General features: G+C 35.3%; 24 protein-coding genes. 14 read left to right on the forward strand and 10 right to left on the reverse strand.

All coding sequences use genetic code 11. The features are described from left to right. Positions 1-132: 132 nt before the first annotated feature. The 4 genes from NRE15_RS00190 to NRE15_RS00205 all read left to right on the forward strand — a co-directional run bounded on the left by NRE15_RS00190 (position 133) and on the right by NRE15_RS00205 (position 4256). Complete coding sequence (locus tag NRE15_RS00190) at positions 133-2757, forward strand: DUF1002 domain-containing protein (RefSeq protein WP_313793627.1); 2625 nt, start codon at positions 133-135, stop codon at positions 2755-2757. Positions 2758-2904: 147 nt separating this feature from the next. Next, positions 2905-3099, forward strand: a complete 195-nt coding sequence (locus NRE15_RS00195) for a hypothetical protein (RefSeq protein ID WP_313793628.1) — start codon at positions 2905-2907, stop codon at positions 3097-3099. Between the two features lie 47 nt (positions 3100-3146). Then, a complete protein-coding gene (locus tag NRE15_RS00200) occupies positions 3147-3668 on the forward strand; it encodes a hypothetical protein (RefSeq protein ID WP_313793629.1) in 522 nt (173 codons plus the stop codon). Positions 3669-3680: 12 nt separating this feature from the next. After that, positions 3681-4256 (forward strand): helix-hairpin-helix domain-containing protein, encoded by a 576-nt coding sequence (locus NRE15_RS00205; RefSeq protein WP_313793630.1) that lies wholly within the window; start codon positions 3681-3683, stop codon positions 4254-4256. Positions 4257-4301: 45 nt separating this feature from the next. On the opposite strand, the gene NRE15_RS00210 is transcribed toward NRE15_RS00205, so the two are convergent. Further along, positions 4302-5987, reverse strand: a complete 1686-nt coding sequence (locus NRE15_RS00210; RefSeq protein WP_313793631.1) for a YfhO family protein — start codon at positions 5985-5987, stop codon at positions 4302-4304. Positions 5988-6208: 221 nt separating this feature from the next. Here NRE15_RS00210 and NRE15_RS00215 point away from each other — a divergent pair, with 221 nt between their 5' ends. Together NRE15_RS00215 and nth are read left to right on the forward strand one after the other, a co-directional pair. Next, positions 6209-6571, forward strand: a complete 363-nt coding sequence (locus tag NRE15_RS00215) for an ASCH domain-containing protein (RefSeq protein WP_313793632.1) — start codon at positions 6209-6211, stop codon at positions 6569-6571. Between the two features lie 22 nt (positions 6572-6593). After that, positions 6594-7217 carry an endonuclease III gene (nth, locus tag NRE15_RS00220; RefSeq protein ID WP_313793633.1) on the forward strand — a complete coding sequence of 208 codons (624 nt, stop codon included), beginning with the start codon at positions 6594-6596 and terminating at the stop codon, positions 7215-7217. Positions 7218-7311: 94 nt separating this feature from the next. On the opposite strand, the gene NRE15_RS00225 is transcribed toward nth, so the two are convergent. The 4 genes from NRE15_RS00225 to NRE15_RS00240 all read right to left on the reverse strand — a co-directional run bounded on the left by NRE15_RS00225 (position 7312) and on the right by NRE15_RS00240 (position 10984). Then, positions 7312-7959, reverse strand: a complete 648-nt coding sequence (locus NRE15_RS00225) for an ABC transporter permease (RefSeq protein WP_313793634.1) — start codon at positions 7957-7959, stop codon at positions 7312-7314. 132 nt (positions 7960-8091) lie between these two features. Beyond that, the gene (locus NRE15_RS00230) at positions 8092-8877 is read right to left on the reverse strand and encodes an ABC transporter permease (protein WP_313793635.1); all 786 of its coding nucleotides are present in this window, start codon (positions 8875-8877) and stop codon (positions 8092-8094) included. Next, positions 8874-9848: an ABC transporter ATP-binding protein gene (locus tag NRE15_RS00235; protein WP_313793636.1), complete on the reverse strand. Its 975-nt coding sequence runs from the start codon at positions 9846-9848 to the stop codon at positions 8874-8876. Before NRE15_RS00235 ends, NRE15_RS00230 begins: the two co-directional genes overlap by 4 nt. 176 nt (positions 9849-10024) lie before the next feature. Further along, positions 10025-10984 (reverse strand): glutathione S-transferase family protein, encoded by a 960-nt coding sequence (locus tag NRE15_RS00240; RefSeq protein ID WP_313793637.1) that lies wholly within the window; start codon positions 10982-10984, stop codon positions 10025-10027. Between the two features lie 144 nt (positions 10985-11128). Here NRE15_RS00240 and NRE15_RS00245 point away from each other — a divergent pair, with 144 nt between their 5' ends. Continuing rightward, complete coding sequence (locus NRE15_RS00245; RefSeq protein WP_313793638.1) at positions 11129-12091, forward strand: VOC family protein; 963 nt, start codon at positions 11129-11131, stop codon at positions 12089-12091. A gap of 28 nt (positions 12092-12119) precedes the next feature. Further along, on the forward strand, positions 12120-13340 hold the full coding sequence (locus NRE15_RS00250; protein WP_313793639.1) for an AI-2E family transporter: 1221 nt from the start codon (positions 12120-12122) through the stop codon (positions 13338-13340). Positions 13341-13386: 46 nt separating this feature from the next. Here the strand turns inward: NRE15_RS00250 and NRE15_RS00255 are convergent, their stop codons facing one another. After that, positions 13387-14052 (reverse strand): YggS family pyridoxal phosphate-dependent enzyme, encoded by a 666-nt coding sequence (locus NRE15_RS00255; protein WP_313793640.1) that lies wholly within the window; start codon positions 14050-14052, stop codon positions 13387-13389. Positions 14053-14170: 118 nt separating this feature from the next. Here NRE15_RS00255 and NRE15_RS00260 point away from each other — a divergent pair, with 118 nt between their 5' ends. Continuing rightward, positions 14171-15139, forward strand: coding sequence for a hypothetical protein (locus tag NRE15_RS00260; RefSeq protein WP_313793641.1), 969 nt, complete (start codon positions 14171-14173; stop codon positions 15137-15139). Between the two features lie 88 nt (positions 15140-15227). Here the strand turns inward: NRE15_RS00260 and NRE15_RS00265 are convergent, their stop codons facing one another. Beyond that, positions 15228-15899 carry a YwaF family protein gene (locus NRE15_RS00265; protein ID WP_313793642.1) on the reverse strand — a complete coding sequence of 224 codons (672 nt, stop codon included), beginning with the start codon at positions 15897-15899 and terminating at the stop codon, positions 15228-15230. Positions 15900-16107: 208 nt separating this feature from the next. On the opposite strand from NRE15_RS00265, the gene NRE15_RS00270 reads away from it, so the two are divergent. From NRE15_RS00270 to NRE15_RS00280, 3 genes are all read left to right on the forward strand, one after another. Further along, positions 16108-18102 (forward strand): heavy metal translocating P-type ATPase, encoded by a 1995-nt coding sequence (locus NRE15_RS00270; RefSeq protein ID WP_313793643.1) that lies wholly within the window; start codon positions 16108-16110, stop codon positions 18100-18102. Positions 18103-18262: 160 nt separating this feature from the next. Then, positions 18263-19087, forward strand: coding sequence for an alpha/beta hydrolase (locus NRE15_RS00275; protein WP_313793644.1), 825 nt, complete (start codon positions 18263-18265; stop codon positions 19085-19087). 20 nt (positions 19088-19107) lie between these two features. Beyond that, positions 19108-19602 carry a ComE operon protein 2 gene (locus NRE15_RS00280; RefSeq protein WP_313793645.1) on the forward strand — a complete coding sequence of 165 codons (495 nt, stop codon included), beginning with the start codon at positions 19108-19110 and terminating at the stop codon, positions 19600-19602. A 55-nt stretch (positions 19603-19657) separates the two neighbouring features. Here NRE15_RS00280 and NRE15_RS00285 read toward each other — a convergent pair whose 3' ends face one another. Further along, positions 19658-20707 carry a peptidoglycan-binding protein gene (locus tag NRE15_RS00285; RefSeq protein WP_313793646.1) on the reverse strand — a complete coding sequence of 350 codons (1050 nt, stop codon included), beginning with the start codon at positions 20705-20707 and terminating at the stop codon, positions 19658-19660. 365 nt (positions 20708-21072) lie between these two features. On the opposite strand from NRE15_RS00285, the gene NRE15_RS00290 reads away from it, so the two are divergent. Then, positions 21073-22467 (forward strand): L,D-transpeptidase family protein, encoded by a 1395-nt coding sequence (locus tag NRE15_RS00290; RefSeq protein ID WP_313793647.1) that lies wholly within the window; start codon positions 21073-21075, stop codon positions 22465-22467. A gap of 52 nt (positions 22468-22519) precedes the next feature. On the opposite strand, the gene NRE15_RS00295 is transcribed toward NRE15_RS00290, so the two are convergent. After that, complete coding sequence (locus NRE15_RS00295; protein ID WP_313793648.1) at positions 22520-23647, reverse strand: FUSC family protein; 1128 nt, start codon at positions 23645-23647, stop codon at positions 22520-22522. Positions 23648-23840: 193 nt separating this feature from the next. Between NRE15_RS00295 and NRE15_RS00300 the strand changes: the two genes are divergently transcribed. After that, positions 23841-24341, forward strand: coding sequence for a Fur family transcriptional regulator (locus NRE15_RS00300; RefSeq protein ID WP_313793649.1), 501 nt, complete (start codon positions 23841-23843; stop codon positions 24339-24341). Between the two features lie 78 nt (positions 24342-24419). Here the strand turns inward: NRE15_RS00300 and trpS are convergent, their stop codons facing one another. Further along, on the reverse strand, positions 24420-25427 hold the full coding sequence (gene trpS / locus NRE15_RS00305) for a tryptophan--tRNA ligase (protein WP_313793650.1): 1008 nt from the start codon (positions 25425-25427) through the stop codon (positions 24420-24422). Between the last annotated feature and the right edge of the window lie 91 nt (positions 25428-25518).

A 25518-nucleotide genomic window follows, 5' to 3' on the forward strand; every position in this document is an offset into this window, starting at 1 on the left:
TAGTGAGCTCTTTTTTTTTATCAAAATAGTTACTAAAAAAATCTAACTTTTTTCATACATATCAATTTTTTAAAACATTTATTTTTGTTACAATCTATGTAGAAGGAATAAAATTGAAAGGGGTTAATTGACGTGAAGAAAAACAAGCTTTTTAGAGTTACTTTAAGTTTGATGCTAGTTTCAGCCATAAGTTATCCCATTGTGACGCAATTACCAGTTGTATCTGCCGTTACAACCGATCAATCCGTTCAAAGAGAAGGTAAAATGTCCTTAGGGGGAAGTTTAAATGCTGAACAAGCCACCGTCACTCAGCAATTACTAGGTGCTAAAGATGTTACAGCTGAAAACACCATTCGTGTTGATGGTAATATGGTTAATCATTATTTAAATGATGGTTCAAATGCTAATACGGGCGTTTTTTCAAGTGCTTATATTCAACCACAAGCTGAAGGCTTTGGTGTAAGAGTTCAAATTGTGACACCACAAAATATTACGTTAGTTTCAGCGACAACGTATCAAAATGCTGCGATTACTGCAGGGGCTAAGGATGTTCTGGTTCGGATTGCAACGGTAGTGGAAGTTACCGGTGAAGGTGCTCTGGCAGGCGTTTATGCTCTATTGGAAGAGTCAGGTACAACCCTGCAACCAAAAGATATACAAGTGGCTAATAAAGAAATCCAAATTATTGATTCTATAAAAAATAATACGCAAATTAGTGATTATTCTACCAATCAATTTATTACCGATGTGAAAATCAATATTATTAATCAAATCAATCAAAATGTTGAAATTACTGAACAGGAACTAAACTTAATTATTATTAATCAATTACAAGCTCATCAAATTGATGCTACGATTAGTAATGAGTTATTGAATGAATTGATGCAATTTGCTAAAGACTTTTCTGAAACAGAAGCCGCACAAAACACGGATACCATTGAGCAATTGGAATTAAGTGTTGTCGGCAGTAATTGGCCAGAAGTTTTAGCATCGCAAGAAGGAAGCTTAACGGTTGACCAAGCATTGGCTTTAGATAGACCTGATTATTCCGATAATTCTATTTATCATCCGATTATCCAAGCCATGTTAGATGAAGTGTATCTCCTATTGAATCAAGGGGGTGATTTACATCGTGTGTACTCACATACTTTTGTTGTTGAAACCTTGATGCCTCAATTATCTCAAAGTGAACTAGAAGCCTTAAACTATATTCGTACATTGATTTACCAAGTCACTGCTAATACAGATACTGATCGTCAAGCACAAGGGGCACAAAATGGTGTAGAGCAACCTACTTATAAAACCTACCTTACTTATTATTTAAATCAAGCCGCTCAAATTAATCAAGAACCAAGTTTTAATGAGATTATCCAACGCGTTTCTGCAGCAACCGGCTTAGCAGCGGAAGCTTATTCCATCATTGGTGTTACGCAAGATGGTCGTGATGTAACCGTGACTTTTGTTGAAAGTTGGCAAGTCACTGAACCGGTTATTGGGACCTATCGCTTTAACTTAGATAGCTTGGAAGTGGTCGATGTCAATACTCAAGAAGTATTCCCATTAGTCTTTGATTTTGAAGCTGTATATGGAGTTGCTGTTGAAAATTATGCTATCGAAGCTCCAATTCCTGAAGAATATACGGTTCCAAGTGTTGAAAGTTTAGAAGAGTATGAAGTTCCTATTATTGTTGATGAAAGCACTGAATCCATTCCGGAAGTAACTTTACCGGAAGAAACACCTACAGAAGAAGTTTCATCGGAAGAAACAATTACTCCGGAAACAGAAACAAGCGTTGTCGAAGAAACCGTTGAAGAAGTCCCAGTCGAAGAAACCGTTGAAGACGTCCCAACGGAAGAAGTCCCAGTCGAAGAAACGGTTGAAGAAGTCCCAAGTGAAGAAACAGTTGAAGAAGTCCCAACCGAGGAAGAAAACCCAGTGGCGACCATGGCGCTACCTGATTTCTATCAATCTTGGACCGATATCTTAAATGGTATGCCTGCTGAAGGGATTATTAATAATGAGACTATCCTATCGGCCGATTGGGGTGATTATTCTGACAGTCAGATTTATCATCCAATTATCCAAGCAATGTATAATCGCTTCTTTGAACAAGTTCAAATTAATGAGAAAGTACAAGAGTTGCTGTCACATACCTTTGTATTAGAAGAGATGCAACCGAATTTAAGTGCTGATGAGCGAGCAGCTATCAATCAATTAAGATGGTTAATCTACCAATATAATGCTTACACTTGGGAAGCGGATCGTCAACCAGCTTTTGAGCAACCACAATTAAATCTTAAAGATGAGTATCTACGCCGAATTAATAACTACACTCAAGCGATGAATGATTCAAGTGTGCGCGAAATCATTAGTTTGATTAGTCGAACAACCGGCATTAATATGCAAGCTTTTGCTACCGAATATGAAGTTAATGCAGACAATCCAAGTTATTTTGATTTCTACTATTGGGTTGATAATATGCCTGCAGGTGAAATACCTTCTTATACCTATGATTATATTAATCAATTTGTTGGTTATCGTCCGTTAGGACTGGATGCTGAAGGTAATCTAAATGCCGTAGAGCCTATCCAAGCATTTACTTTTGCAAGTGTTTATGGCGTTGATGTAGCAGACGAATATCAACCACAACAAGCCATTGAATATCCTAGCCAGTTACAAGACTACCTTAATGCACAAGAAACTGTCGAAACAGACCAAACACAAGAAACAGTAGAGACAGACGAAGTGGTCGAATAAATAATCAAAATTAACAAGCGCTGACTAAACCAGACAATTTTTCACTATTTAGTGAGAGGTTGTCTGGTTTTTATTTTCTTCAGTTACACGGTATAATAATATTAAACATACTAAATTTACCATCGATTATAAGAGGAGGTTTGTTCTTTGCAGAAAAAACGAAAAAAAGGTCCAAATAGTGACATGGAACAATTGACGGAAGAAGCGCTTTTTGATTTTGAATATATTGCTGGTTATACGTTTTGGGGCTTCCCTTATGGAATAACGAAAGAAGAAGTTGAAACATTAGGCTTAGAGGACGAAACATCGTTTACCCCTACAGATGAAGATTTCCCTTTTTGATAAAAATTAGCTATGACACATAAAAATTTCACTGTAAAGGAGCACGTATGAAACCATATTTTACAGTTAAACGCAGTCTATTTAACCTGATAGTTATGCTTTTTATAGGTGTGTTTTTTACTTTGTTTGGATTATTTTTTAGCAGAATACTTAATCCTTTTACGTTAATCAGTGGGGGGAATTTCCCCGTTTTTGTCTCGAATAGGAATTTCGGTTTTAGTATTTTTACGGCCTTTGGCATATTATTTGCTTTGATCGGTGTAGCATTAACGGCTTATACTTTATATTTGTTGTTTGCCCGGCCAGTAATTCTTACGGCAAGCAGTGAAGAAATTAGGTTTGGGAATGACCGTTATCCAGTTAATCAAATTGAACAATTTGAGATTGTGTCTTATTATTCAAAGTCAGTTGGAAATAATGATGGCATGGAATTTCGCGAATATTTGGTCATCAATGGTAAGAGAGGTGCCAAAAGAATCAACATTCGTCACAAAAAAATTAAAACAGACGAACTAATTCATTTATTAGAAGACTATTATGCTAACATTCCTGTTGTAATTACCTATTAAGGAGGTGTTTTTATGACTGATTTACCGAAAATTGGAAAACCTGCCACGCAAGCTTTGAAGCAGATTGGGATATTTACTTTAGAGGATCTTAGAAAAATTGATTTAGCTAGTCTCAAAAAGTTACATGGAGTAGGTCCTAAAGCAATCGGCCTCTTAGAAGAGGCTATGCAAAAAAATAAGCAACATTTTGCCGACCCCATTGATCTTCCTGTCAACGTCCCCTTTGCCTTATTAGGTGATCTAAGCTGTGATAATGCGCCTAAGAGACGTCAAGTCCGCGATTTTATTATCGGACGGACGATGCAACATAGAGAACTTATGGTGAAAGATTTGCATGAAGCCGTTGAATTTATAACGTTAGGTGAGGGGAGTCAAACAGTAGATCAATTGCTTGCTAGGAATACCTATGCGGATAAGAAAATTGCGAGTTTGACCATTCAATCGGTGTTAAGTCATGGGAAAGAGGCAGCGGCTTTATCAATTATTACTTTTATGGAAGGTGAACAATGGTTTCAGTCTGATTTCATTGAATTTAGTAATCAAAGTAAAAAGGGATTAATAAAGAAAGTCATCTCAATTAATAAATAAAACAACTACCTAGCACCTTGTGGGTGTCAGGTAGTTTAAAATGTCTTAGGTTCTAACCCTACGAAAAATTCCCATTAGAAGAATCGTTAACCAAGTTACTAAAGTAACGATTAAACTGATTTTTTGAATAAATGTCCCCACATAAGTGATTTTCACTTGATGACTGCCATTGGGAATTTGGATTGTTATGAGCCCTTGTTCATGCATTATTTCAGTTGGTTGGTCGTCTATGAGCACTTCATAACCTACATAAGTTAAATTAGGTAATAATACTTTTTCTTGGTCTGAATCAGAAATAAAAAGCCATGTCTGGGATTTATATTCATTAGCGATACGTTCGTGCGTAACGGCTTCACTATGTTGAGGTAACGCTTGTTTATTTTCTCTTAATGTTTGATAATTTGCCTCAACTGGGATGTATTCTCTGCCGCCTCCGACCGAAGACAGGAAAAAATCTGCATAGTTGTCATTGGTAATAAAATTCGTCTGAGCTTGATTAAATTGATGGATGATATTACCAGAATAACTCACAGAAGTTATTAAAATAATAAAACTGGTTAATAAAAATGATTTGATGACTGACATGTTTTCACTAATTTTAACAGTGGCTAATAAACTAGCTGTAAATGTTAAAATCGTTAGCCAACGCCAGGGAAATTGAATAATACCGAAAATGGACTCTTTGATGATCGACCATGGGAAAAGATTGGTGGCAATTACCATAACGATTAAATTGACTATCGTGAGCGATTTGACCAGCTTTGATTGTTGTTTGAAAGAAAAAAACGATACGAGAATGGAAAGTAGTAATAAAATACCTATGTTAGGTTCTAAATTCTCCCATACGGCAGCCGAATTTTTTAAGGATCCGATCACTAAATCAGCCATTGAATAATTCAAGGCATCAAACCAAATCCCATTAGCTTGGGAAAAATTGAATGTAATCGATAAAGATTGTTCCAGCATGGGTAAAAGCGTAAAGGCACATAAAGCAAAAGCAATCAAGGCTGCTTTGATAATTACGAAAACATGTGTCATCGTCAGTTTATGCTTAACTAATAGATAAAAACAAACAGCTAGTAAAACAAGAGCAACAATAAAGGTTGTAATTAAGTGCGAGTATAATAACAAAGCCATTCCGATGGCTAAAACAACGCCATGTTTTGCTTTACCACTTAAGATTTCATAAAAACCCCACAACACTAATGGAATAAAGATGAAGGCTAAAGTTTCACCCAATGCACCTCGTATAAATTGATCTAAGAAGCGATAAGTTGCCGTGGAGTAGATGATGGCAAATATAAAGGCTTTATTGCTTGACTGGAATACTTTGTTCAGCGCAAGATAAGCTGTAAAAAAAGTAGCCAGACTAATGAGCAAATGATAAAGGTAAAAACTATTGATATAAGAGAAACCTAGCCATCGCAAGCCAACATAGGGCAAAAGCAAAATAGATGGGTAAAATAAATCAGCCGCATAGCCATAGCCATTAGCCATGCTAGGGAATATTTTGGGGAAAAAATCACCATTTTGAACAGCAGTAACATAATTTTCAAGGCGTAAACGATGAAAGGCAAAATCATCTTGTACAAAAATTCCATCCAATGCGAAAAAGGGAACAAATATCATAATATGTATGAAGATGCCCGTGATGAAGTAAATAAGGGTTTGATGTTGATAAAATTTTGTTTTTGCGGTTTGTAGAGAGGTTGTTGTGTGAGTAGTAGCCATCAGAGAGCTCCTTTGTAAAAATAATGATATTTTATTTTTAGTTCGTTGAATGCTACCAAAGATTATAACACTAATTGAATCAAATATATCAAGATTGAATTGTTAATTTTAGCAAAAAAGCTTAATAGATTTCCTTGCCTTGCAAGTTGACTGGGTTTAGCTTACAATTAGAATTCATGAACACTGTTACCTTAACTTAACGAAAGGGAGGCTTAGACTCAATGAGGTTAACGATGAAACTCAATCCAAAACCATTTGAGCAAATAGCAAATGGTTCAAAAACGGTTGAAGTTCGATTAAATGATTTAAAGAGAAGAATGTTGCATTTAGACGATGAGATTGTTTTCATTAACACAGCTGATACGACACAAACTTTAACGGTAAAAGTAGTTAACTTGCATCGCTTTAAATCGTTTGAACAGTTATATGAAACAATCCCCTTAGAATCGATGGGTTATCATCCCAGTGAAGTAACGGATGCAAAACCAAGTGACATGGAAGAACATTATCCTAAAGATGCGGATTTAGTCAATGGTGTATTGGCTATTGAAGTCGCACTTTGCGATCCAATCATTTTTGATTAACTAAAGAAAAGGGGACATAAGTATGATGACTAAAAAGAAAATGGTTTATGCTTTAGATCAAATGGCTAAATTAATACCAAATGCTGAAACAGAATTGAAGTATTCGAATACTTATGAACTCCTTATCGCAGTTATGTTGAGTGCACAAACAACGGATAAAGCAGTTAATAAAGTGACACCGAAACTGTTTGAACGTTATCCAACACCGCAAGCTCTGGCAGAATCATCCGCTCAAGAAATTGAGCCCTATATTCAAACCATTGGTCTCTATCGTAATAAAGCTAAATTTGTTTATCAAACAGGTGTACGACTAGTGGAAGCTTTCAATGGAGAAGTACCCAATAATCGGAAAGATTTGGAATCATTACCTGGGGTTGGACGTAAAACCGCCAATGTCATATTGAGTGTGGCCTTTGATAAACCAGCCATTGCTGTCGATACACATGTATCTAGAGTGAGTAAACGCTTAGGTATTGTTTCTGAGGATGCGACACTCAGGCAAGTAGAAGATGCATTAATGGATTTAATCCCTGAAGAACGTTGGGGTGAAGCTCACCAGTTGCTTGTTTTGTTTGGAAGATATTATTGTACGGCACGAAGTCCAAAATGTAGCGAATATTTAAATTTTGATGCATTTATTGAATGATTATTATTTGTATGAATAAAAACACCGTAAGAATCTCGTTTTAATGGTTCTTACGGTGTTTTGTTTATTCACCTAGGGTAATCCACTAATCTCATTATGATCCTGTTGACTGGTAATGTTTCATGCCCTGCTTCCAAAGAAAAGCTACAGGAATAATAAATAAATTAGCTAACAGAGGAACTATGCTTAGCCATTTATTATCAGAACGATTTGTTAAATAGAGTAGGGGATAATATTGAACAAGCGCAATCGGAACAATATAAGTAAAAAATTTCAGTACGTATTCTCCATAGATGGCTAAGGGATACTGCCCGAATTCACGTCCACCATCAGTTAAAATATTCAGCACTTCTAAACCTTCTAAAGTAAAAAAAGATATAGCTGCTCCTAATACAAATAAAGAAGCAAATAATGTGGTTCCGCAAAGAATCATTAATACTAACGTAAGAACTTTACTAACCGTCCACACAATTGAAATAGTTGGCATAATATAAATAAATATTAAGATTGATTGGATGATGCGTCCAATTCGTGTGAGTTCAATAGTAGAACCTAAAACTTGCAAAATTGGATGGCGTGGTCTGACTAAAATGCGGTCAAACTCACCATTGCCAATAATCTGACTAAAGGTATCAAAACCTCTAAAGATTGCCTCAGCTAAAGCATAACTTAAGCTGATAATCGCGAAACAAAGCAATATTTCTTCTAGGGTAAAATCGTAAACTAGTTTGAAGCGATTCATTAAAAAGTATATTCCTATAACAGAAGTAAAGGTTGCGAGAAATTGCCCTAATGTTAACAGAAAAAACGAGCCCTTATGTTGGAGTTGACTTTTCAAATGAATCCGAAAATATTTCCAGTAAAGTGACACTTCTTAGCCTCCTTGTATGACAATCTGTTTTAGTGCTATTTTCATAAAGGAATGACCTAATAAAAATAAAACGACAAACCACAATAATTGTAATCCAAGATAGGACCAATCGGTGATATCCCCACTGTAAATTCTAAAAGGAATGTTTTGCATAAGACCAAACGGTGAGCGTTCAATGACGGTTTGCCATTCAGTAGGAAAAAAAGGTAAGGGTATAACGCCACCAGTTAAAAATTCACCTACAACGACGACAAACATACGAATTCCCGTTGCAGAAAGGGTGAAGATAGCCGAAATATGAACTAACATAGTTATGGAAACAACTAAAAGTGTTGCTAAAAACAGGGATAACATAAATGGACCAAGATTAACCGGTAAGCTAAGTCCATAAGGTTGAGGTATAATGAAGGCAACCATTAACGTCGGAGCAAATCTAAGCAAGGTTCTAGCAACTCTATTAGCTAAACTTCGAATGAACCAATAATTATATAAATCCAAAGGTCGAGCCAGTTCATAAGCCAGTTGACCATTAGCCACTGAAGTAAATAATTCATTATCATAAATCCATAAGGCAAACAAATTCAATAAGGCTTGTTGTAACCAAATATAATCAGTTAATGCACTAAACGACATGGGGAAAGCATTTGGATTCGTGTCATAAAAAGCTTTATACATCAAAATTGACAGAAAGCCCCAGGCAAATTGGGTTACTACTCCAGCCAAAGCAGCGGTTCGAAATTGAATGCTTGACAGAAACCTAATTTTGAAAATAGCTAATCCTCGCTTCATAATTGATATTCCTTATATAAATTCAGTACTAATTCATCTGTTGTTGGCTGATTGATTGTCGCTGAATAGATATCTAAGTGTTGAGCAATAATTTGGATAGCTTCAGTTGCGGATAAGCGATTAAAATCATAATCAAAATGATAGGTATGACCTATTTGGTTTTTTAACGTAATGCCTTTTTGATTTTCCCAGCTACCTGATTGAGCTTGTGCAACAATCGTTTGTGATTGGATACTTTGATGTTTTAATTCTGTTAAACTACCATCTAAAAGAACGTGCCCATTTCCGATTAAAAGAACGCGTTCAGTTAAAGCTTCAATATCTTGCATATCATGGGTTGTTAATATGACCGTCGTTTGTGACGATTGATTCAATTGTTTGATAAAATTGCGAACGGCTAGTTTTGACTGTGCGTCTAAGCCAATCGTCGGCTCATCTAAAAATAAAATGCTAGGTTGATGCAGAAGCGAGGCAGCTAGTTCGCAGCGCATACGTTGACCTAAGCTTAATTGTCTAACCGGTGTTTCTAATAGGTCTCCCAGCATTAGTTGGTCAGATAAGTCGTTGAGTGTTATTTTATAGGCTCTTTGATCAAGTTTATAAATATCACGCAGCAGTTCAAAGGAATCAATAACAGGGACTTCCCACCAAAGTTGTGAACGTTGTCCAAAAACGACACCAATATTACGAACATGCTCTTGACGATCTTTCCATGGGGTCAAACCATTTATCAAACACTCGCCACTGTCTGGGGTTAAAATTCCACTCATTACTTTGATCGTGCTACTTTTTCCAGCCCCATTAGGTCCAATATAGCCGACAATTTCACCTTTACGAATCGTAAAAGAAACATCTACTAGGGCATTGACAAGAACAGTTTCCTTTTTGAATAAAGCTTTCGTAGCGTTCCAAATTCCCGCTTGACGTTTTGCAATCTTGTAGGATTTGTTAATGTTGTTAAGTTCAATCACGGTAACCCTCCTTTACCTACTTTTGGAGATACAATTATAGCTTAATCTTGTTTCAAAAACCACTCTAAAAAACCAACCATTCATATCTTATAAACGGTTGGTTTTTTACTTTAATAAATAATCCCATAGCTAAATAACCCTATCATCGCAGATAGCAAAGATATGTAGTCAAAAAATCAATCTAGTGACCAGTCGATGTCTGGTCCTTTTGGAATAATTCCATTCGGGTTAATAGTAGGATGGCTGGCGTAATAATGTGTTTGAATGTGTTTAAAATTGACGGTTTCTTTTACGCCTGGGAAATGATAAAGTTCCCGCGCATATCGCCAAAGATTAGGGTAGTCAACTAATTGCTTCTTATTACATTTAAAGTGACCAAAATAGACAGGATCAAAACGTACAAGGGTTGTAAATAAGCGCCAATCGGCTTCTGTAATTTGGTCTCCAACCAGATAAGGCTGTTTGCCTAAAAGTTCTTCAAGTTCATCCAATGTATTAAATAAGTTATCAAAGGCTTCTTCATAAACAACTTGTTTAGTTGCAAAACCAGCTTTATAGACACCGTTGTTAACATTATCATAGACTTTTGCATTGATAGCATCTATTTGGTCTAATAAGGGTTCTGGGCTATAGTCTCCTTCTTTAGCTCCTATTTCATCAAAGGCTGAATTTAACATACGCAGAATTTCAGCTGATTCATTATTAACAATGGTTGCTTGCTTTTTATCCCATAAAACAGGGACCGTGACACGACCTGAATAATTAGGATCAGCAGCTAAATACACTTGATAAAGATAATCCGCTTGATTAATTGGATCGGCAATTACACCATCCATTGGTTCAAACGTCCAACCGTTTTCGAGCATGATTGGATTGACAACGGAAACAGAAATCATATCTTCTAACCCTTTGATTTGACGCATAATTAATGTTCGATGCGCCCAAGGACAGGCATAGGAAACATACAGGTGATATCTGCCTGATTCGGCTTTAAAACCACCTTCACCACTGGGACCTGGGCTACCATCTTTCGTTACCCAATTTCTAAATTGTGAATCTTTACGAACAAATCTTCCCCCGGTCGTTTTCGTATCATACCATTGATCCTTCCATTCACCATTAACAAGTAATCCCATCTAATCTTCCTCTCTGATCAGTTTGATAACTTAAGTATACAAATGAATAGCATTTCATGCAAAGTATTCGCTGAAACTTTTACTAAGGAGGGGAAAATGATAAGATGTAATTAATACATTTTTGAAAATAAATAGGAGGACATTATGATTAGCCAACATCATCATATTTCAATGTTTTCACATAATTTAAAGGATACAGATTATTTTTATACACATATTCTGGGTATGAGAAGAGTAAAAATCTCAGTTAATCAAAATTTACCAACCATGTACCATGTATTTTATGGCGATCGTTTAGGTAGCTCTGGAAATGATTTGACATTTTTCGATTATTCTAAAGCGGAAGCTAAAAGACCAGGGACAAATGCACATACTTCCGTTGGTTTATTAGTTGCAAATAAGGACGCTTTAGATTATTGGTCACAACGCTTGGATGCTTATAATGTTCTCAATGAAAAAGAAGATTATTTTGGGGAGGAAACACTTAAAGTCATTGACCCAAGTGGAGTCATACTACGTTTATTCATTAATGCAGATGGCTACTTATATCAAGACTGGGAACCATGGGATCAAAATGATATTAATCCAGCTTTTTTAATTCAAGGAATGGGCCCCGTCGAAATAACGGTTCGCGATAAAGAAGCTTTAATCCAAACCTTAACGTCATTATTTGATTATAAAGTGGTAACAAATACCGATATCTTTGCACGTTTACGTCCAAAGATGGATTCAATTTTTGGCGAGATTAATATAATAGAAAAAGCAGGAAGAATTGAAAAAGCTGGGTATGGAACAATTCATCATTTAGCTATTTATTTAGAAGCCGATTCATTAGCAAAGATTGAAATTGATTTAAAAGCGGCTGGATTCAAACCAAGCGTGTATGATCGTTATTATTTTTCAAGTTTATATTTTAGAGATCATAATGGTGTTATGTTTGAAGTAGTGGCAAAAAATGAAGCTGGCTTTTTGACTGATACGGAGGAAGCACTTTTAGGTAAACAGTTAGATTTGCCTCCATTTTTAGAAGGAAAACGTCAAGAAATAGAAGATGCGTTAGCACCCATTCAAAGCTGGGTTAGCGATGATGTAACTGCATCGGATTAAGTTGTTTAATAATGAAGGGGGAGTTTTATTGAAGAAAAATGAAAAAATTACCATTTTTAACATAGTTTTAGTCATGATTGGCCTTTTAATTATCATTCATTGGAGCACTATAATTGGTTATATTGGTGTCATTTGGACCGTGATTTTTCCAGTCATTTTAGGAGGAATGATCGCTTTTGTTATTAATTTATTGATGAAGCGCATTGAAAACATTTTATATCCTAATTATAAAAACAAATTAGCCGAGGTAACGCGGCGACCGTTGGCAATTCTATTATCATTTGCTATTATTTTATTGGTCATTAGCGTCATTGTTATGCTAGTTGTTCCTCAGCTTATTTCGGCAGTATCAACGTTGGTAGATGTTTTACCAGAAGTCGTTGCCAATTTAGTGTCGTGGTTAGAAGGACAAGAAGATTTAATACCGATCATTAATGAATATACTTCAAATATTGATTGGCAATCGATATTGTCGGATATCATCTCAGCTGGGAATGAAGTATTCCAACGGATTGCTAGTTCATCCGTGTCTATACTTACAACTTCTGTTAGTGCAGTGACCAATATTGTTTTAGCCCTCATGTTTAGCTTATATATTTTAATGTCAAAAGAAAAATTAGGTCAACAATTCAATGATATGCTAGAGGCTTATTTGCCTACCGGTGTTAGAAATTTGGTATTGAATATTTTTACTTTAATGAATTATATTTTTTCTAAGTTTATTTCTGGGACAGTTATCGAAGCCGTTATTTTAGGCTTATTAGTCACAATCGGTTTATCTATTTTACAAATTCCTTACGCAACGATGTTAGGTGTTTTGCAGGGAACCTTAGCCTTCATTCCAATGATTGGCGCTTTTGTGGCTGGTGCGGTCGGTTTTATTATCTTATTATCCGTTTCTCCCACTCAAGCCGTTGTATTTCTAATATTTGTCATTATTGTCCAACAATTAGAAGGCGATTTTATTTATCCGAGGGTTGTTGGGGATTCCATTGGTTTACCGGGTATGTGGGTTCTATTTGCGGTTACAATTGGTGGCGGACTATTTGGAATCACTGGGATGCTAATAGGTGTTCCTACCGTGGCAACTATTTATAGTTTGATTGAGATTGATATCCGCTATCGCAAACAAGTTAAGAAAAGCTTGGTTAATGACAATCGATTAGATAAGAATAAAACAGAAATTAAATTATTAAATCCTTTGCGAAAAGAATTATTAACGGCTACAGAAATTAAAGCATTACAATAACTATCGAAAAGGCTAAGCAAATAGTATCTGCTTAGCCTTTTTGTCATTAAATACCTTCAAACAAAGCTGTCCCAATTCTAACAATCGTCGCTCCTTCACTTAATGCAATCGGATAGTCATGTGACATACCCATACTTAATTCATGGCAAGGGGCATACGCTAAATTTTGTTGACTAATTGTCATTTGTAATTCTTTTAATGTTTTGAAAATTTGATGTAACGCATCATCGGTTGCTTCATAGGGTGCCATCGTCATTAAACCTACAATTTTAATTTTATCAAATTGGCTCAATACATGGATTTGGTCAATTAGTTCTTCTGGCTTAAATCCAGCCTTACTTTCTTCACCGCTCACATTAACTTGAACAAAGCATTTAATTTCATGGTCAGCACGTTTTTGAATTTCTTTAGCTAATGAGAGTCGATCCAGTGAATGAAGATAATCGATTTGATTAATGATAGTTCTAACTTGACGCGTTTGAAGTCTACCGATGAAATGCCATTCAATCGTTTTTTCTAAGGAACTAAGTGCCGCTTGCTTTTCGAGTAATGCATCGCTGCGATTTTCTCCAAATGCGATAACACCTAGTTCAGCTAAGGCTTTTATGGTTGAAGCATCGACTGATTTTGTGACGGCTAACAATTTAGCCTTTGGATTAATTTGATCGATTGACTTCTTGATTTTGTTAAGGTTCTCGGATAATTGTGTCATTTATTTACCTCATTTTACATTTATTGTTTGAATGAACATACTTTATTCTATGTTTATTCAAATTTTGTTTAGTTTCTTTCGATATACTTATGATAATACAACTAAGGAGATGATTACAATGTTTGCTACCAATTATCAGAAATTCAATCGTGGGCGTTTAAAAAGATTTCTTGTCATTTTGTTGAGTTTACTATCGATAAGCATTATTTCATTAGACCCTTTTGCAACGGTTAATGCCCAAAATAGCAACTATCCTTATGCTGTTCCAAGTTTAAATGGGACGGTAACATTTGAATTTTGGGGTAATCAAGTCCCTTTATCTATCTCTTTAAGTGTCAGCGAGACGGATCCTACAGTTGGAACGTTAACCTATCAAGATCATAGCCAAGCTTTTTCACGTTATATTTATCAAGTTGATATAAATTCAGTTGAGACCACACCCATACAACTTACCAATTACTTAGGTGAAACACGGACCATTAACGCCAATACGCAACTGACCTTACAAGTGTCAACGAATCAAATTGCCATACCTACGAGTTATTTGTTTGTTAATAGCAATGGGGGCTTATCGCTAGCAACAACTGTACCATCGTATTTAACGCAGACGATATCGAGTGACCAATATTTTGAATTAACGCAAATGGATGGCCCCATAGTCACAGAAGATTTCGATACTAGTTATGCCGTGGCACAATCAGATTGGACAAATGACTTCTATTTTGATCATGTCAATATGCCAACCAAAATAAGTGTCTATTATAATGATCAAACCGAAAATCAAGGAACGGTGACCTTTGAATCGGGTCAGCAAACCGTCACCTATCAAGCTGTTTTTGAGACAATCCCACAAGTTAATTTTCGAATGGAATCAACATTGAGTGGAGTCGAACCCATCCGGTATATCAAAGCCAATACACGGATTCGATTGAGTCAACCATCTAATCAGAGCCTACCCGCAGAGTTGGGGGATGACTTGTATCTATTTTATAACAAAAAAGGTGGTATTTCTTTAGCGACAACGCGTTTCACTAGCAATGGATTAGGCACAGAATATGATTTGAAAGCTGAAGCAGTAGCCAAATAATATAAGTAAAAAGAAAGTTCAAAACTAGTTTTTAATACTAGCTTTGAACTTTTTTATTGTTTTAAACGATTGACATCAATAAATAAAATTATGTATAAAATATTTTCTGCAACCATAAATATAATTTTTCTAATAAACAAAACATGAGATAACTGACTAAAATTGAAGCAGGAACATAAATTATGTCGGGTGTATTAGGAAAAACGGGTTTTCGTACTAAGTAAAAATAATTTCCATCAATCAATGGATTTAAAAAGTATACAAACAGAACGTAGATACTCAACCAAAATATGGCCATATACTTATCCTTTTTCTGAAGTTTCATATCATAGGCAAACATGGCATAGTAAGGCAGTAATAAGGTGATGACATGATTAGTGATAAAGCTAATTCCTAGTGGATGCGTAATATGTTGAATTTCCGTTGGTAAAGCAAAGCTCATCCAAGCAAAGCCACTATAATAATAAATCAAAGGAAATAGGGTTCTATTTTTCGTAATAAGGAAGATTATTCCAAGGATTGTATTGATACGGCTGATATGAAGGGGCAATGAGTCACCTAATGTGAAATTCCCTGTAAAAAAGTAGGTACCATAAAGCAAAATTTGCTGTGCAATACTAACAACTAATATTGTAGGCGTCAACCAATGACGATATTGCTTAATCTTTCTATTTAAACGAAATAAAATAATTGCAAAAAAGACTAAAATTAGGATATAAATCCAATGCTCAATACTAAAAAGAGTAATATAGTCCTCCATTAAATACCACCTTTAAATTTTAATATAACCAAAAGCATTTTAACATAGTGAAAAGCAAAAAGACAAAACTAGTGCATAGTTAAAATTAAATCGTAATCATTGTGATTAAATATAGTGATATTTTTGCTTGCTTAATTCATCTGAAGGGTGTATAATTTGGTTAAACAATCAAGCGAACGTTTAATCGAATGAAGATGGAGGAATTTATATGGATGCTAATGTTCATAACGAAAATAATCACGCTTGTCACAACCATAATCATGATCACAACCATGACCATGATCACAACCATGACCATGATCACAACCATGACCATGATCACAACCATGACCATAATCACGGTTCTACGCCAATCATGGCTTATTTCACTGGATTGATTTTGGCCATTATTGCTTTGTTATTAGATGATAATTATTTACTGATTAAAAATATTTTATTTATTTTCGCAACCATCGCAGCAGGCTACCATGTAATTATTCTTGAAGGTGTGACTGAAACGATTGAGAATTCAAAGAAAGAAGGGCGTTTCACCCCGAATTCACATATTCTAATGGGATTAGCCGCAATCGGCGCAACGATTATTGGGAATTATTGGGAAGCAACCTTGCTGATGTTAATCTTTTCAGGAGCTCACTTTTTAGAAGAATATGCTGAAGGACGTAGTCGGAGAGAAATTACGCAATTACTAAAAATGAACCCGACCAAGGCTCGTTTAATATCAGAAGATGGGAGTGTTCAGCAAGTTGAAGCTAGTCAACTTCAAATTAAAGATAAAGTAAAGGTTTTAAATGGGGATCAAATTCCCATTGATGGTGTTATTTTAGAAGGTTCAACTTCCATTGATGAATCGGCTATTAATGGTGAAAGTATTCCTTTAGAGAAAAATCCAGGTGATGTCGTTTTTGCTGGAACTATAAATGGGAATGGGACTTTTGTCATGGAAGTAACTAAAACGAATGAAAATACCGTCTTTTCAAAGATTATTGATTTGGTAAGTCAAAATCAACATAATCAAACAAAAGTGGCGGGAATAATCGAACGCTTTGAACCGCGTTATGTTAACTTAGTTATTATGCTCGTTTTATTTGTCATGTTTGTTAGTCCGTTATTTTTAGATTGGGGATTTGATGAAAGTATTTATACGGGCTTAGTATTATTAGTAGCTGCTTCACCCTGTGCTTTAGCTGCAGCAACGGTTTCAGTCACTTTGTCGGCAACATCAAATTTGGCTAAACAAGGCGTTTTATCTAAAGGCAGTGCCTATTTAACCCAGTTTGGATCGACTAAGGCCATAGCCTTTGATAAAACGGGCACCTTAACTAAAGGTAAGCCATCTGTAACTGACTATGAGTTTAATGATGAAATGGTTGATGAATCATTTATTATTGATATAGTAGTTTCACTTGAAAGCCAATCCAATCACCCCTTAGCAGAAGCGATACTGACTAAATTTTCTGCTAATAATACCTATCCTTTAACCGTTACTAATCAAACGGGTAAAGGCTTAATGGCCGAATATTTAGGTAAAAATTATCGTGTTGGTAAACCTTCGTCATTTCAAAATGTTTCTACAAAAATCGACAAGATGATGGAAAAACTTTCCAATGAAGGAAAGACCGTGGTTTATGTAGCGGTGGATGAATTAGTTGTTGGATACATAGCCTTGATGGATATGCCTAAAGAAAACGCTGAAGACACGATTAATTATTTTAAAGACAATGGCATTAAAACCATCTTAATCACAGGCGATGCTGAATTAACGGGTCAAGCTGTGGGGGATAAGCTTGGGGTGGATCAAGTCATGGCGAATGTTATGCCAGAAGATAAATCGCAAAAGATCGATCAGTTAAAAAGCCAATATGGTATTACTACAATGGTAGGTGATGGAATCAATGATGCGCCTGCGTTAGTAAATGCAGATATTGGCATGGCGATGGGCGAGGGGACTGATGTAGCTGTTGAAGTTTCAGATATCGTTTTGATGAAAAATGATTTGTCAAAGTGTATTTATACACATAAATTATCTAAGAAAATGAATCGTGTGATTTGGCAGAATATTATTTTTTCTATGGCTGTGGTTGTTTTTCTCGTCATCGTCACCTTGTTAGGTTTAACGGATATGGCTATTAGTGTAATCATTCATGAAGGTAGTACGTTAGTAGTTATCTTCAATGGCTTGCGGTTATTGAGAAAAATTGATTAAATGAAGTTGAAACAAAAAAACGTCTTTTCCATTACTTGAAAGACGTTTTTTTATTTTGTGCTATATTAAGCTAATGAAAATTTGTTGAAATAAGTTGTCAATGTTATGATGGGTATAATTGAATTTTTAGTTGATGACTGAAAAAGATGGGGGTTTAATGATGTCTCGTAGAAATAATCATTATTTAAAAATGGAAACACACTATTTACCAATACCATACTATAAGGAAAATCGGCGCATTCGCGTTTTATTACCAAAGGACTATGAGAAAGATACGTGGGCTAGTTATCCCGTCCTCTATATGCATGATGGCCAAAATGTCTTTTATAGTAAAGAATCTTATTCAGGCTATTCTTGGAAAGTTATTCCAACCCTTAAAGAACAGACAAGTTTACCCAAGATGATTGTCGTTGGCATCGATAATGGTGGGATTAAGCGCCTAGATGAGTATGGACCTTGGCAAACAGACTTACCTAATTTACAAAATGATTATGTAGTTGGTGGTGTTGGAATGGCTTATGGTGAATGGGTTGTCAATGAACTTAAACCTTTCATTGACAGTCAATATCGAACCAAAAAAGAAGCGAAGCAAACACTCTTGGCTGGAAGTTCTATGGGGGGATTGATTACGGCTTATATGGGGTCTGCTTATCCTGATGTTTTTGGGACAATTGGCGTTTTTTCGCTAGCATCATGGTTTAGTCAGAGGGATTTTCTTGACTTTGTCAGTCATCATCCAATCCCATCAGAAAATAAAATTTACCTGCAAGTTGGTACTAACGAAGGTGATGATGTGGATTCGTCCATGCTGAATGAAAAAGTTAACCAAGTGTATATTGATACGACCTTAGAGTATTATCAATCATTGATTGGTCAAGGAGTTGGATTAAATCAAATTTGGTTACGTATTTTAGCTGACGAAATCCATCATGAAAAATATTGGGCGGATCATTTTTTAGAATTTTTGTTATTTGCTTTTGAGTGAAGAAAAATAGGAGGTAATATATGGTCGATCGGATTCCTTGGAATCAATATTTCCTTTCCCAAAGTCTAGTCTTGTCATTAAGAAGTACTTGCCAACGCTTAATGGTTGGAGCTGTTATTGTTCGTGAACACCGAATGATTGCCGGGGGATATAATGGTTCTGTAAGTGGTGAAGAACATTGTACACAGGTAGGTTGCTATTTAGAAAACGGTAGATGTGTACGGACAGTACATGCTGAAATGAATGCTATTATTCAATGTAGTAAGTTTGGAGCAAGTACTCAAGGAGCAGATATTTACGTCACACATTTTCCGTGCCTAAAATGTACGCAAGCGATTATTCAAGCGGGTATCAAACGAATCATCTATTTGTATGATTATCATAACCATGAGTATGCGTTAAGACTAATTAAACAAGCTGAAATTGAAGTGTTAAAGGTAGAATTATCCAATGACATATTTCAGCAATTGGCTAATTTTAACGAATTAAATCTTCGAAAAGAAAGTTTAGACTAAAAAGAGAAAGGCTCTCTAGATGAGCCTTTCTCTTTTTTTACATAGTTAAACCAAATTATTGTTGTGCTGCATCGATAATAGCTTGGATGTATCCACCAGCATCCACTAAAGTTGCTCCAGAAACGACATCTGCTACATTACCTTCTTCACCTAAACCTTCAAGTTCAGCAACAGCTTCTTCTAATTCAGCTATTGTTTTACCAGAAACAAATTCAGAAATAGCAGCCATGTTGTCAATGTAGCTAATTGTTGAACCAGCATTTTCAGTCATCATTGCTGAATAGCCTTCAGAATCCATTAATTTAGAAACTAAAACAGTTCCTTCAGGATAATTTTCACCAAATTTACCATCTGAATTAGGTACACCTGTCCAATCTTCACCTTCAACAAATTGGAATTCATCGATGGAGCCACTTAATACCGTATCACCATCAACAACTGCCGTTGCAATTGCAAATGAACGTGTACCATGTGGGGCAGCTAACGTTTGTTTAATTTCTGCATTTTCAGCATTTGCAATGGCAAACTCAAAACCATTATTAGCTGTATCTACGACTAGCTGTAAATAGCCGGATGAATCGACTAATGTTGCACCAGAAACAACATCAGAAACATTGCCATCTTCTCCAAGAGCCGTTAATTCAGCAATTGATTCTTCTAGTTCAGCTAATGTTTTGCCAATTGCAAAATCTTGTAAAGCATCTAAGTTATCGTTATAAGTTACGGTTGCTCCTGCATGCTCAGTCATCATTTCAGAATAAGCATCTGAATTTAAACGTTTGCTCGCTAAGTTATAGCCTTCAGGATAATTTTCTCCAAAGCCTTCATCAGAGTTTGGAACACCTACCCATTGATCACCTTCAACAAATTGGAATTCATCTAGCTGAACATCGACAATCGTTTCGCCATTTAAAACAACAACAGCTGTTCCAAATGATTGATTACCATGAGGGGCACCATAGCCTACACGTACAGTTAAGCCTTCTTCTTGAGCTTGAACAATTATTGGAGATACATTAACAAAACTAGCGGTTGACATAGCTAGAGGGCCAGATAACAAAACAGAAGCTAAAAGACTAACACCGACAAATTTAATTTTTTTCATGTGAAAACTCCTTTGATTTAGTATAAATTAATTATATACTAACACGTGAAAAAATGCACTATAAAATTTGCTTATTTAATCATATTATAATATATGTAAAGTCTACATAAGTATAAATTTCATAAAGTTTTCCATCTAAGAAAACGCTTTATATCGGTATTTTCGAAAGAAAAATCGCTAATTATATAAATAAATTATATACTTTATGATAATAATCAATTCTAAATAAAGCGATACATTTAATGAAATAAAAGAAATGTTTTATTGCAATTAAACTAAATATAAATAATAGGCTTTTAAAAAGAAATATTCCGCCTAATAAGGTATAATAAAATAACGATAAGAATGATTATGGAGGATATTTAATGGGAAAAAGAGGGTTCGATAAATTTAAACCAATATACGGTGTTATTATTCTAGTCATAGTTTTTGCTATTATTTATTTTGGTGGCGTATGGTATTACCAATCTCATTTCTTACCAAATACACGTTTCAATTCGATATCCATTGGTAATGACTCAGTTGTCTCTGCACAAGAGGAACTGACCAAGCAATTAAACCAAAAGGAAATTGTTTTTTCTGAAGGTGAAAATGCACTTGGCTTTATTAATCTTGAACAATTGGATGTACAAGTTAGTGCGACCAATCAACTCAATGAATTATTAGATCATCAATCAACATTTGGTTGGCCACTTAATATGCTTAGATTACGTAAGCAAGAAGTGAATGATGCGACTCTTTTGACTTATGATCAAACAATGCTAAATGGATTAATCCATACGTTAAAAGTTGATAATAGTAGCCGAACAAGCTCACAAGATGCTTATATAGCTAATACCGATGACAATGGCTTTCAAATAATTTCTGAGGTAGAAGGTAATCAAGTGGATAGTACTTCTTTAAGTCAAGCAATAACATCCAATGTTTTAGAGAATGAGACGGAACTTGAATTATCCAATGCATACATTAAACCTGATGTTTATCAAGATGATGAAAATCTAACCCTATTGATGACTGAACTAGATAAAATGCAAAATACAGAGATTGTTTTAGAATTTAATCATAACGAAGTTCAGATTCCTAAAAATGACATTGCTAGCTGGATTTATATGGATGAGTCTGGAAATCCTGAGGTAGATAAAGCCCTTGTTGAAGAGTATTTACTAGCTTTAAATCGTGAATATGCTAGTTTATTTCAAACTGCTACTTTTAACAGTACTTATTCAGGTGAGATAACCATTGAACCTGGAACTTATGGTTGGTATATTGATCGCTTTGGCGAATCAGAAGCAATCATTGCTAATTTACATGAAGGTGGCTCTTATCGAAGAGAACCGATAATTGGTGGAAGTGGTTATATGACTGATTCTTATTATGGTGACAGCTATGTTGAAGTTTCAATTCCACATCAAAGAATGTGGGTCTATATAAACGGAGAGGTGGCTATAGATACCCCTATTGTGTCTGGTCTACCTGGAACAAGTACAGTACCTGGTTCTTATCAGGTATGGTTTAAAGAAGAAGATTCAACCTTAGTGGGTTATAATCCAAATACGGAATTAGATTATGAAGTGCCAGTTGAATATTGGATTGCTTTTGATGATCAAGCCCAAGGCATTCATGATGCGAGTTGGCAAGCCTCATTTGGGGGCAATGCCTATTTAAATGGCGGGTCGCTTGGATGTATTAATACGCCGCCAGCAATAATGGGACAAGTATTTGAGTTAGTCTACGTAGGCATGCCCGTCATTGTCTATTAGATCAAAATAAAAAGCCTAAGTGCACGGTTGTGCATCTAGGCTTTTTTACTTACTAATCGTTATCAAAAACATGGTCGTAGGATACGTCATAACCTTTCACATCTTGTTTGTAAATTCTTACAATTTTGTTAAGTTTATGTAGTGCTTCTTCATATTTATAAATGGCAGACATGATGTGAATAATACCGTTTGTGTCAAAATAATCGGCGTGTTCATCTTTACCATCTAAATTAAACCAGACTTCGTCAAAAAACTTATTCACATACTTCTTACGATATTCAGGTGTTATGTGCATAAAATTAACATTTTCAGGCGCTATTTTACCACTGAGTTTCATCATGATTTGTTCATGGGCAGTCAATAAAATTTCAATACGTTCACGAATCATTATGCGCATTTCATCTGGGAAATTGTTATATAGATAATCATTTTTATGCAACACTTCACTCAAATCAACGGTCACTTCAATTGTGTTTCTTAAGTGTCGGTATACGACGAGCTTTTTAGCTAACTTATAACGATTTTTCTTTGTTAACACTAATTCATTGCTAATTAAGTCATATAATGAGGATAAACGAATGATTTGTCCGCGACTCCAACGAATATCACGATGCATATAGGAATAATCGGTGTTTTTACGTAAAGTAGCTCGTATCAAAACTAATGTCTCTGAAGTTAGATACTCTAACGTTTGATAAAAATTTGAATCATATCGTGGTGGATAAACTAGCCAATTAATGATAAAGGAGACAACAACCCCAATTAATGTTTCAAGAACTCTGTTAATTGCCACCCCTACATAATTTGGATCGTCACTTAGCATGATGACGATGACCGTAACAACAGCTAAACCAATCATGTCATTGAGATTGATTGCTGTTAAGACGGCAATCGTCAAAACGGTAGCAATCCCTACGGATATATAAGGGGGAATGGGTGTATAATCAAAGATATAAATCATGATGATACTAATAATACCTCCAATTGCAAAGGAAGTAGTTCGACTTATTAGCGTTTCATACGATTTTCTTACGGATGGCATGGTCGAAAGTGTCGCTGCGATACCGGCGAGACCTCCAGTTGAGTTGGGTAATAAATAGGTAGCGAGTAATATAGAGATGGATACGGCTAAACCTGTTTTGATAATACGAGGGCCAATTTTTACAGTTCTAAGTTTCATCTTAGACTCCTTACTTGTAACTTTATATATGTCTATACATTAATCATAATGGATAATTCTGTAAATTCAAGATATTAAAACGGATTTAATAAAATTTATTTATATTTTTAGTAAACTTAATCATAGATTAGCTTGTTTTGATAAAAATCTGTTATAATGAGTTCAAATGATTTAATCGTTAGGAAGTGATTTTATGTCAACATCACATATACAAACAAAACCAGAATTACACCAAGCAGAAGAACACGATCACCATAAAAGTGACAATGAACATTTATTTGAGGAGGTTATTCAGGAATTGAAAGATAAACATATTCGTATAACTGCTCAAAGAGAAGCAATCATCAAATATTTGATTGAGAGTGAGACTCATCCTACCGTTGAACAAATTTACCAAGATTTATTGCCTCATCACAAGAGTCTCAGTTTAGCAACCGTTTATAATAATTTAAAAACACTAGTAGATGAAGGTTATGTTTATGAAATGAAGTTTTCAGATGTAACTAGTCGCTATGACTTTATTCGTCATCAACATGGGCATATTATTTGTACTAAATGTGGACGAGTTTCGGATTTTGATATTCCTAATATCAGCCAAATCCATGCAGCAGCACGCGAACAAACACATTATCTAGTCAATGGAATGAATCTTGAAATTCGTGGGATTTGTCCAGAATGTCAAAAAGATTTGTAATATTTAATGTCAATAAATTTAGACGACAAATGAAGGGATTATGATCCTTCCATTTGTCGTCTTTTTTCTATAACAAAATTAATAAAGACTAGGCTTATAGGTTAACCCAATAGCTTTTTCCATACGACTTAAAGTTCTCGTTGCCGTCTCGTTAGCCGTCTTAGCACCTTCAACTAGAATATCGGTGAGTTCTTGACTGTTAACTAATTGATGATATTTTTGTTGAATAGGCTCAAATGTTGCAACAACTTGATCAGCAACATCGGATTTGAACTTACCATAACCTAGTGAATGGTATTCATTCACTAAATCATCAATCGAGCGATTACTTAATGCAGAATAAATATCTAAGAGGTTACTAATGGCGGGTTGATTTTCTTTATCGTAATTCACTTCACCGACAGAATCCGTTACTGCACTTTTAATTTTTTTAATGATTGTCTTGGGTTCATCTAACATGGAGATAAATGCTTTAGTATTTGCATCTGATTTGCTCATTTTACTTGTGGGATCTTGTAAACTAAGTATCCGCCCACCACTCTTTGGAATCATAGGTTCAGGTTTAACCAATAAATCTTTCCCGTTACCATAGCGATTATTAAACCGATCGACAAAATTACGGGTTAATTCTAAATGCTGTTTTTGATCTTCCCCAACTGGAATGTATTGTGCATCGTATAGAATTATATCTGCTACCATAAGAGCTGGATAGGCTAGTAAACCAGCGCTGACAACTTCTTGTTTTTGGGCTTTGTCTTTGTATTGGGTCATACGTTCCAACTCGCCGACTCCAGTTTGACAAAGAACAATCCAAGCAGCCTGAGCGTGAGCTGGAACGTCTGATTGTATAAAAATGGTTGATTTTTGGGGATCTAATCCCATTGCGATGTAAAGTGCTGCTAACAAACGTGTTGTTTGGGATAAGGTTTTTGGGTCTTGATAAACAGTGATGGCATGTTGATTGACAATACAATAAGTCGTTTCGTAGTCATCTTGTAAATCAACAAACCCTTTCATTGCTCCAATATAGTTACCGATAGTCGGGATACCAGAAGGCTGTACGCCAGAAAAAATAGTCGGTTTCATAGAAGAAATTGCCTCTTTTCGTCATTATCTTTTACCTTATCATAACACAGAAACTAGATTAATTGATATTCCCATAAAAAAAACAGTGGTT

This window comes from Fundicoccus culcitae (genome assembly GCF_024661895.1).
Lineage (GTDB): Bacteria > Bacillota > Bacilli > Lactobacillales > Aerococcaceae > Fundicoccus_A > Fundicoccus_A culcitae.